Annotated in this window: 10 protein-coding genes; 7 read left to right on the plus strand and 3 right to left on the minus strand. The window is 48.2% G+C overall.

Features of this window, described 5'->3' with window-relative positions:
- Positions 1-913 (minus strand): TonB-dependent receptor plug domain-containing protein (locus VIN66_RS14030; protein ID WP_331924562.1); only part of this gene is annotated, 913 nt, incomplete at its 3' end.
- A gap of 221 nt (positions 914-1,134) precedes the next feature.
- Between VIN66_RS14030 and VIN66_RS14035 the strand changes: the two genes are divergently transcribed.
- A complete protein-coding gene (locus VIN66_RS14035) occupies positions 1,135-1,692 on the plus strand; it encodes a GNAT family N-acetyltransferase (protein ID WP_331924563.1) in 558 nt (185 codons plus the stop codon).
- Positions 1,693-1,711: 19 nt separating this feature from the next.
- Positions 1,712-3,049: an FAD-dependent oxidoreductase gene (locus tag VIN66_RS14040; protein ID WP_331924564.1), complete on the plus strand. Its 1,338-nt coding sequence runs from the start codon at positions 1,712-1,714 to the stop codon at positions 3,047-3,049.
- A 38-nt stretch (positions 3,050-3,087) separates the two neighbouring features.
- On the opposite strand, the gene VIN66_RS14045 is transcribed toward VIN66_RS14040, so the two are convergent.
- Positions 3,088-5,427 (minus strand): TonB-dependent receptor, encoded by a 2,340-nt coding sequence (locus tag VIN66_RS14045; RefSeq protein WP_331924565.1) that lies wholly within the window; start codon positions 5,425-5,427, stop codon positions 3,088-3,090.
- 176 nt (positions 5,428-5,603) lie between these two features.
- Between VIN66_RS14045 and VIN66_RS14050 the strand changes: the two genes are divergently transcribed.
- The 5 genes from VIN66_RS14050 (at position 5,604) to VIN66_RS14070 (ending at position 9,133) form a co-directional block, all read left to right on the plus strand.
- Complete coding sequence (locus VIN66_RS14050) at positions 5,604-6,245, plus strand: LysE family translocator (protein ID WP_331924566.1); 642 nt, start codon at positions 5,604-5,606, stop codon at positions 6,243-6,245.
- A 44-nt stretch (positions 6,246-6,289) separates the two neighbouring features.
- Positions 6,290-6,817: a YaeQ family protein gene (locus VIN66_RS14055; protein ID WP_331924567.1), complete on the plus strand. Its 528-nt coding sequence runs from the start codon at positions 6,290-6,292 to the stop codon at positions 6,815-6,817.
- 95 nt (positions 6,818-6,912) lie between these two features.
- On the plus strand, positions 6,913-7,827 hold the full coding sequence (locus VIN66_RS14060; protein WP_331924568.1) for a rhodanese-related sulfurtransferase: 915 nt from the start codon (positions 6,913-6,915) through the stop codon (positions 7,825-7,827).
- A gap of 172 nt (positions 7,828-7,999) precedes the next feature.
- Positions 8,000-8,548 (plus strand): cytochrome b, encoded by a 549-nt coding sequence (locus tag VIN66_RS14065; RefSeq protein WP_331924569.1) that lies wholly within the window; start codon positions 8,000-8,002, stop codon positions 8,546-8,548.
- Between the two features lie 12 nt (positions 8,549-8,560).
- Complete coding sequence (locus VIN66_RS14070; RefSeq protein ID WP_331924570.1) at positions 8,561-9,133, plus strand: YceI family protein; 573 nt, start codon at positions 8,561-8,563, stop codon at positions 9,131-9,133.
- A gap of 23 nt (positions 9,134-9,156) precedes the next feature.
- Here the strand turns inward: VIN66_RS14070 and VIN66_RS14075 are convergent.
- On the minus strand, positions 9,157-10,074 hold a 918-nt coding region (locus VIN66_RS14075), incomplete at its 5' end, for a hypothetical protein (RefSeq protein WP_331924571.1).

Raw genomic sequence — 10,074 nt, forward strand, 5'->3', positions numbered from 1 at the left:
CACGCACGTCACGTTCAGAGTAGTTACCAAACATATAGGCTTCACCACCGTTGCCTAGATCCAGGCCTACATTGCCAAAAATCGTAATATCATCTTTGATTTCAGGAGACCCCCATATTTGAGCGGGATCCCGGACAAAGGTATTGCCAGCGTCAATTAAACTCTGAGCATCACCTCGTTGCACACTGCGGCTGGTAGCATCCACGTTTTTGTATTGCATACTGACGTTAACAAAACCATCTTTGGTCAATGGCATACCTACGTTAGCGGCTACCTCTGTCGAAGTGCCATCACCGGCGTAGTATTCGCCATGTTTCACTTCTATAGTGCCGCCTTCAGCAGCGTCTTTAAGCACAAAGTTTATAACACCTGCGATAGCGTCTGAACCATATTGTGCTGCTGCACCATCGCGCAGAACTTCGACTTGTTTTAACGCGATCCCCGGGATCACTGAGATGTCTGGTCCCTGAGCACCGTCGTTGATACCACCGCCTAAGAACGAAATAACAGATGCCCGGTGACGGCGTTTGCCATTTAGTAAAATCAGTGTACTGTCAGACGACAGACCGCGTAAGTTAATAGGGCGGATCAGTGTCGCTGCGTCACTAATGGGTTGAGTGTGTACGTTTAACGATGGCACAGTAGTACTGATCAGATTCAGCATGTCGCTGTTACCGTTCTTATTCAGCTCTTCACCACCAATGATATCTACCGGCACCGGAGAGTCACCGATAGAACGCGGCGCAGAGCGTGTACCAACAACTGCAATTTTCTCGACGCTTTGCTCTTTCTGAGCACTGGCCTGACTTTCTTCCTGTGCCACAGCGACTGAACTTATGCCTAAAGACAATGAAGCCGCCAGACTAAACTTTACCGCACGCGCAACCGGATGATATTTACTTTGTTTTTTCATAGCTCTGTTCCTGGATTATTATTTTATCTACCCAACGCTTATGTTTTTGTTTTTGCGTCCTATTAACCATATTGGATAACGCTTTAGTTGTCTATCGTATATTTTTGTTATTTCGTCTCTATAGTGGGGAAAATGCTAACGATTGCATTACGCAAAAGAGATTGCATAAGGCCGGGCAACTGTTTTATAACGGCAGCAACAAAGATCGCGGACAACTTACTGTGTTTATAGCAGAACTTACTTCAGAACATTTTGCTGCTGTCGTCACTCTTGCTAATCGAATCCATGGTGATAATTACCTGGATAACGCCAGCCTGCAGTCGATGCAATATCAGGGAGTGAAAAACGGCATTAATGGCAGCTTTGTTGCTGTTGATAACGCAGGTGACATTATCGGCTACCGGTTGAGTTTTGCCGCCGGGCAGTGGCAAAGTGATGACTGGTGTAGTCAGGAGCTGTGGCCGGTATCTCCTGATCGTATGGCATACTTTAAATCGGTCGGTGTAGCAGTAGCTGCCCGGGGGCAGGGTGTGGCTTCTGCATTGTTACGTCAATCAGTCGTGGCTCTGAAACAGCAGGGCGCGCTGGGTGGGCTGGCGCATATCTGGCGGGAAAGCCCCGGTAATGCCGCTCAGCGCTATTTTAGCCAGGCAGGAGCGACGCTGTTAAAAGTGCATCCGGACAAATGGCGGCATTTGTCCGAGTCCGCCGGTTATCATTGCCCTGTTTGTGGTGCCTTATGCCGCTGCAGCGCAGCGGAAATGGTCTTGGTTTTTTAGCGGCAATTCCGGGGTGTCTATGTTGTACGATCCTATGGTAAATCAGCAAATTGGCTGCAATGCGCCTTATCCGTCGTCGTATTGGGCCAATCACACAGAACCCGGTGGAGTCACCTTGCCACTTCGGCATAACACTGAAACTGATGTGGTTATTATAGGGGCTGGGTACACTGGCTTAAGCTGTGCTTTTCAGCTGGCTAAGCGGTTTTCGCGTGAAGTCGTTGTGCTTGATGCGCATCAAACTGGATGGGGCTGCAGCGGTCGGAATGCCGGCTTTGTGCTGCGTGGCACTGGCCGGCTAGGGTTGGCACAGCTGAGCCAGAAGTTTGGCATTGATTGTGCGCGGCTTTTTTATCAGGAATATGGCGAAGCTATTACGCTGGTTCAGGATATGATTGCTCAAGGTAACATTGCCTGTCAGGCGCAGCCCGCTGGTTACCTTAAAGTATCACACAAAGCCTCACTGGCAGAAGAGTTACCACTGCAGACAGAATTTCTGCAGAAACAATTTGGCTATCAGGTTCAACACTTGTCTGCAGCAGCGCTTCGTGACGAGTATATGCATAATACTCAGGCATATGGCGCGATCCGGTTTCCAGATTGTTTTGGCGTGAACCCGCTGGCTTTGGTGCAAGGTTATAGCAGGCTTGCTTTGGAGCAAGGTGTAAAGCTATACACTGGATCTCCGGTATTGCGCTGGCAACGGTCAGCTGGTGGTTTTACCGTTCAGACACCTGAAGCCACAGTGCATTGTAAGCAGTTAATCATGGCGACTAACGCTTATACGGCAAGAGGCTTTTATCCGGGCCTTAACAAGGCCTGTTTGCCTGTGCTTAGCAGTGTCATTGTGACACAGCCACTGACAGAGCAGCAAATGATACAAACCGGCCTGAATCACACCCAACTGGTGATGGACACCAGGGCACTGAAGTATTATTACCGCAAGCTGCCTGATAACAGGATTTTGTTCGGCGGGCGTAGCGCCGTGCATGGTAAGGATGCCGCAGATCCAAAATATCCGCAGCGCTTACTACAGGCACTTAAAACCTGCTTTCCTGCACTTCACGACTTGTCGTACGATTATCACTGGAGTGGTTGGGTTGCCGTATCATTTGATGATTTACCCCGCGTAATCCAGGACGGCAAAGATCTTTTTTACGCTGCGGGCTATTGTGGCAGTGGCGTATCATTCAGCACCCTGGCTGGTCGCCGGCTGGCTGAACTGGCTATGGGGCAGCCATTGCCAGAACTTCCAATCTATCAGACGCCGCTACGCACCTTTCCACTACCTGCTTTCAGACGTTTAGGCCAGCAGGCTTATTACCAGTGGGGCAGAATTAAAGATCGCTATCTGTAAATCCCGGCAACCAGAATAGCAGCCGGGATTTAGCTTGCTCAGAATGTGGCTCTGATCCCCACAGTAATAGCCCGACCGGGTAAAGGCGCGTCTTGCTTGATAAAAGAACTGTGCACAAACGCCAGTTCGTCAGTAAGGTTAGTTGCGCGTAAAAACGCCGTCATATCGAGCTGTGATATGCTGAAGTCATAATTTATATTGGCGTCCAGCAAGGTGTACGCTGCAGTGGGGCTTTCATTTTCGGCAACCTTGTCCTGCTTGGCGTAACGCGTTACGCCAATGTCAGCGCTCCAGCTGATGCCGCTGTACTGATAACCCAAACCTGTTTTATAAGGCGGGATGCGTGGTAAGTAGCCGTCGTTATCCAGTTTTGCCCTCACGGCGTCGAAAAACACCAACAATGCGTTTGAATTATTTAACTGATAGCGTGCCTCGAACTCCAAGCCGTACAAGGTGGCATCCTGCTGTTGATACTGATATAGCGGGAAATTATCGTGCAGATGCTCGTCATCTTCGCCATGATCAACAGATAAGTCAGCCATGGTAAGACCGGTATCAGCTAAATACAGATAGTCATTAATTTTGTTATAGAAGAAATTGTAGGTAAACGTCAGCTCACCTTTAAAACTACGAAAGGTGATATCGATATTGTTTGCTGCTTCCTTTTCAGCTTCGTGCTCTGTCAGCACAATGTCGCCATTCTGCAGCTGGTAACCAAGGCCGAGCTCATAGCTACTGGTCGCCATATGAGCACCATTAGCATAAAGCTCTGCGGCACTTGGCGCCCGCTCTGAGTGGCTGATGGCAAAAGCCCAGGAGAAGCCAGGCACAACTTCCCATACTACACCAGCAGATGCGCTGACAGCAGTAAAGCTATCTTTTACGGCACCGGATATGCCGGTGTCTGACAAAGGTTTAGCGTCATGATTGACGTACTCAATCCGGCCGCCTAACTGAGCGCTAAGATTGCCAAACTGTTTTTCCTCCAGCACAAACAGCGCCTGCGACAGACTATCAGAATCAGGAGTGAAAGCTTCTTCGCCAAAGGCCTGATAATCGCTTTGCTGTATGTGGTATCCGACTAAACCATGCCAGCCCGCCAGCTCTTCGTGCTCTATCGTCAAACGGCTTTCCAGCGCTTTATTTTTAAAGGTGGTGCCGGGTACATCGTGCTCTATTTCCTGATGCTGATAATCAGTATAAGCCGCTGTCAGTGCCAGGGTTTCAACACCTTTAACAGGGTGATACCATTCACCGGCCAGCGTAAAGCGGTTTTGTTTTAACCTGGCGAATACGCTTTCTGCATCCTCGTCTTCATGCTCTTCGCCGCCTTCGTGCTCATCGTGATGATGCCCAGGGATACCGTAATCAGACTCTAACCTGCCAACACTGAAACCCAGTAAGCCGCGTTCGCTAATATAACTTAAACCGCCATTCAGGGCTTTGCTTTGCAGCCAGGAGTTTTCAAGGATTGTCAGCGACTCGCCCTCGTCATTGACAAACGCTGGCACCTCATAATCGGTAGCATCGCGATTAAAGCCATCCAGGTGCCAGGCAATGTTGGCGCGACTGCCTTCGTGGTTCAGCGCCACGGTTTTTTCTTCAGACACATCGCCATAGCGGCTTTCCAGTTTAGTCTCGCTTTCTGTACGCAGCTGACGGGGAATACGGTTATCAACCACATTGACTACACCGCCAATAGCGCCACTGCCGTATAACAGTGTTGCAGGGCCGCGCAGAACTTCAATTTGTTGTGCGGTAATGGCATCTGCAGTAATGGCATGATCCGGCCCTACTCGCGATACATCTGCAGTATCCAAACCATTGTTCAGTACTTTAACTCTGGGGCCATCCAGACCTCGGATCACCGGACTGGAAGCCACGGGGCCATAGTAATTAGCATGCACCCCAGGTTCATACTTCAATGTTTCACCTATAGTAGGCTCTGTACGTTTGCTAAGTTCTTCAGCACTTAATACCGACGCCGGAGTTGCCATCTCCAGATTGCTCTGATGGATGCCGGACGCTGTCACAGTGACACGCTCTACTGCACCGGGAGATAGCTGAATGCTCAGTGGTTGCTGTGCGCTACTGACTGTGACGAAACTATCGGTATAACCTTTGGCAATAATATGCAGTTCGGCATTAAGCGGAGCCTGGATACTAAAACGCCCCAGTTCGTCGGCATATACATATTGCTGGCGGCCATGAACATGGATACGGGCATTTTTTAATGGCTGACCTTGCAAATCAGTTATTACACCTGAATAACGCTCAGCATACTGCTGGGCTGACAAAGGAAACGTAAGAAAGACAGCGGTTGCCAAAGCACTGTAACGTACAAGCGCATGACGAAGGAAAGGGTAAGAGCGGCGCATGGAATTCCTGTGTAGTTCTGTGGTCAGTGATGTTATAACATTTTACAGTTTTAAGGCGCGGCGGCAAGTCGCGATAGTGATCGCCTGCAAAAGTTGCCACGACTGTAGACTAAACACTGGCTTAGTAAGCGGTTATATCATTAGAATGCTGGTTTTTGTTATGTGAGCATTACCTTATGTCGTTCTGGCCGGAATTTTTTCTTATTGCTGCGGTACATCTGATGGCGGTTGCCAGTCCCGGGCCTGATTTTGCCATAGTGCTGCGCTATGCAGTCCGTTTTGGTCGTAAGCAAGCGATCTATGCCAGTATTGGAATAGGCATGGCGATACTGCTGCATGTGACCTGGTCTTTAGTTGGGATAGCGGTACTTATTAAAACCACGCCGTGGTTGTTCAAAGCTTTAAGCCTTGCGGCTGCGGCGTATCTGCTCTACATCGGTGTGCAGGCAATCAGAAGTAAAGCACCAACAGACGCCGCACATGCAGTTGGGCAAAACACAACCGATGTTGTTCCATCTGGCAGAAAGGCGTTTATTGCCGGCTTTATTACCAATGGTTTAAATCCGAAAGCGACATTATTCTTTTTGTCATTGTTTGCGGTCATTATTTCACCTGTTACACCACTTAGTTACAAAGTTATTTATGGGCTTTACATGTCTTTGGCGACAACGGCCTGGTTTTGTATGCTATCTGCTATTTTAACCCACACAAAAATAAGAGGTTTTTTGCTCCTGAAAGGTTACTGGTTTGACCGGGTAATGGGGGTGTTACTATTGGCATTAGCTATGCATTTGGTAGTCAGTAGTTTCAGCAGCTAAACTTTGCCGAAGTCGGGCAAAGTCTGACGAGGTGGAGATTTTCCATGCAAATGGCCAGTAAAGTGATAAAGCTGGATGTAAATTACAGTTGTGATGCCAGCCATGCATATCAACAACAACGGCACTACATTTCGCCCTGGCCTGGCGAAAGTGCCGAGCATTTTGCCAAACGGATCCTCGCCTACCTAAGCCTTTACGAGCAACATCCGAGTTTTGCCAAAGATGACTCAGGCGGTAAAGCCCCGGACATTTTTATTGAAGATAGTTTTCACCACTTACAGCTGTGGTGTCAGCTGCAACTGATCCCTGAGAAGCGTTTGCTCAGGGCATCGCATTTAGCGGACGAATTGCTGCTGGTATTGGACGAGGACGAAACGGATAAAGCCCGTCATCTTGCTCTCAATAAACAACGTATTTTTACTCTGAGTAGTGCTCAGCTGAGTGAGTTTTGTCAGATGCTAAAAGGCCATATGAAGCTAAGTGTCTGGCGCGAGGATCCGCAGCTGTCAATTACCGATGGCGAACACCTGCTGCAACTTAATCTGACATCACTGTTGGAAAAGCCACATTAACCCTATGGTCTTGCTATCAATAGCACGGACGGTATAATACGCGCGGTTTTTTTAATTGCTCCGGATTTACGTTCCGGCCCTGCAAGAGGTTATCTATGTTCGTTGTTGCTGCTTTATACAAGTTTGTGCGTTTAGCTGATTACGTCACCTTACGTGACACCCTGTACGATACGATGGTGTCAAATAAAGTCAAAGGCACTTTATTACTGGCAGAAGAGGGGATTAACGGCACTATTTGCGGTCCGCGCGAAGGTGTCGATGCGGTGAAAGCCTGGTTAGATGCCGATGGCCGTTTTAGCGGCATGAGTTATAAGGAATCCTTGTCAGACGAGCTGGCGTTTTACCGCACCAAGGTTAAGCTGAAAAAAGAAATTGTCACCATGGGCGTTGAAGGTATCGACCCTGCCAATATTGTTGGTACCTATGTAAAAGGTGATGATTGGAATCAGTTGATTTCTGACCCTGACACAGTGTTAATTGACACCCGTAATGATTATGAAGTGGCCATTGGCACCTTTAAGAATGCCGTAAATCCGAATACCACCACATTTCGTGAATTTCCGCAGTGGGCTGCTGATAACCTCGATAAACACAAGCATAAAAAGGTAGCCATGTTTTGTACCGGCGGTATTCGCTGCGAGAAGTCTACTGCTTATTTGAAAGAGCAGGGATTCGATGAGGTCTATCATCTCGACGGCGGCATTTTAAAGTATCTCGAAGAAATGCCTGAAGAAAAAAGCCTGTGGCAAGGCGAGTGTTTTGTGTTTGATCAGCGGGTAGCCGTCAGGCATGGTCTGGAGCAGGGCAGTTATGACCAGTGCTACGCCTGTCGTATGCCATTATCCGCAGCAGAAATGCTGTCGGACAAGTATGTTAAGGGACTAAGTTGCCCGCACTGCTATGAAAACACTACAGCAGAGCAAAAAGCGTCATTTGCAGAGCGCCAGCGCCAGGTAGAGTTGGCGAAACAACGCGGAGAAAAGCATATCCGTGATGGTAAGTTTGAATAAGCTTTTAAGCTCTCTATACTAAAAAGCCAGCTTTATATGCTGGCTTTTTATTTGGCTGCAATCTCACCTTAGATGTCAGAACATTCGATAAATTAGAATGAAATATCGGTAATAATGTAATTTTATAAAGGTTTAATTGGTTTATTATCGGAGCCTTAGCAAGGAGTTCTGCATGTTGAAAAACAGTCTTACCCACTATGGTTTAGTCAGTGTATTGCTGCACTGGTTAGTTGCACTGGTTGTATTTGGCTTATTTGCCCTGGGCTTCTGGATGGTAGATCTAAGCTATTACAGCGAATGGTACAGAACTGCACCTTATTGGCATAAGAGCATAGGTATATTAATGGCCCTGGCGATGATTTTCCGCCTGTGCTGGCGTGCTGTCAGCCCACCACCCAAAGCGTTAGCAACACATAAGCAGTGGGAGAGGCGGGTATCGGCAGCAATGCAGTTCTGCTTGTATCTTGGTATTGCAATATTGGTTATCAGTGGTTATCTGATTTCCACTGAAGATGGCAGAGCCATCGCGGTATTCAATTGGTTTGAAGTGCCATCCCTTGGCGCACTGTTCGCAGATCAAGCTGATATTGCTGGTCTGGTACACGAATACACGGCCTATAGTTTGATACTGTTAGCTACACTGCATGGGCTGGCGGCATTAAAGCACCACTTTATCGACAAAGATCACACGCTCAAACGTATGTTTGGCAAAAAACCTTAACTTCAGGAGATTATGATGAAAAAGCTACTGTTAGCAGCATCACTGGCCGGTTTGATGGCTATACCAGCGCAAGCGGCAGATTACGCCATTGACACGCAAGGCGCGCATGCCTTTGTGCAATTCAAAATTAGCCATTTAGGCTACAGCTGGTTATATGGCCGTTTTAACACTTTTTCCGGTGACTTCAGCTATGACGCCGACAAATTAAAAGAGGCTAAGATCCAGCTGACAATTGACACCAGCAGCGTTGACTCTAACCATGCAGAACGCGACAAACATTTACGTAGTGGTGATTTTCTGAATGTCAGCAAGCATCCTAAAGCAACGTTTGTCAGTACACGTATAGAGCCCAAGTCGGGCGACAAGTTTGATCTCTACGGTAACCTGACACTTAACGGTGTGACTAAAGAAGTAGTCATTGCGGCTGAGAAACTGGGTGAGGGTAAAGATCCGTGGGGCGGATACCGTGCAGGTTTTGCCGGCACTACCACTCTGACGTTGAAAGACTTCGCTATCAATACTGATTTAGGCCCGGCCTCTGCCACAGTGCAGCTGGACCTGAGTGTTGAAGGTATCCGTAAGTAAATAAGTGCGCCAAGCAGGAGAGCTCAGTTTTCCTGCTTGGCATTTGCTGCGGCAGTGCCATCTGCCGCTTCTTTTGGTAATTCCTGCGGTATCTCTGCAGCTTGCTTGGTTTTTAATGCACTTAGCAGACTGACCAGTATTAAATTAAATTCTTCATCCTCTACCTGTACATGGGTCAGATTGCTGACCAGTAAAGTCGCCTCGTAGGTGTCACCTGTACGGTACATCAGCTGCGCTAATCTAAGCGTGGCCCACGGCAGGGTTTTATTCTCCGTATCGTGATAGAACTGCAAATACTGCTGTAGTGCTTTTATCCCTGCGTTGGCATCCTGATCCGCGATTACAGCAAGCCGGCCAATATGATAAAGCGCATTGTATTTGTCAGTTAAATCAGTAGCGTACTCTGCTGCTTGCTGGTAGCTACTGAACGCTGCATCGAATGCGGACAGTTCGTTTTCAATCTGAGCTTTACGCGCCAGCAAACGGGCATTAGGCGGATCCGGCATCATGCTGTTTAGCAACGCCAATGCTTCGGTGGGTTTGTTATCGTTGAGTAAGATCCGCGTTTGAGCCAGTAATGCCTGCGCAGGGCTTTCTTTAGCCAGTTGCTCCGTCATCTGCTGAGCGAGCGCCTTATCACCACCAGCCGCAGCTGGCGCTATGCTATAGAAGTCAATTAACGCCTGACGTGCGGCATAATGGTCGGGTTTGATACTGACCGCTTTTTGTAACAGCGCAACGCCACGCGCCGCCCGCTCTTTAGCAGAAAACACATTACCATCACTGGCGAGACGGATTTTACTTAAGCCGCCAAGATAAGCCAGTTCACTGTTTTGCGGAAATGCTTCCACGGCATAATTTAATAAGGTGTTGGCATCTTCCAGTCTTTTTTGTGCAATTAATGCCCGGGCATAAATCACCAGCAGCTCGGCATTCTGCTT

Source organism: Rheinheimera sp. (assembly GCF_036568245.1).
In the GTDB taxonomy this organism is placed as follows: Bacteria; Pseudomonadota; Gammaproteobacteria; order Enterobacterales; family Alteromonadaceae; genus Alishewanella.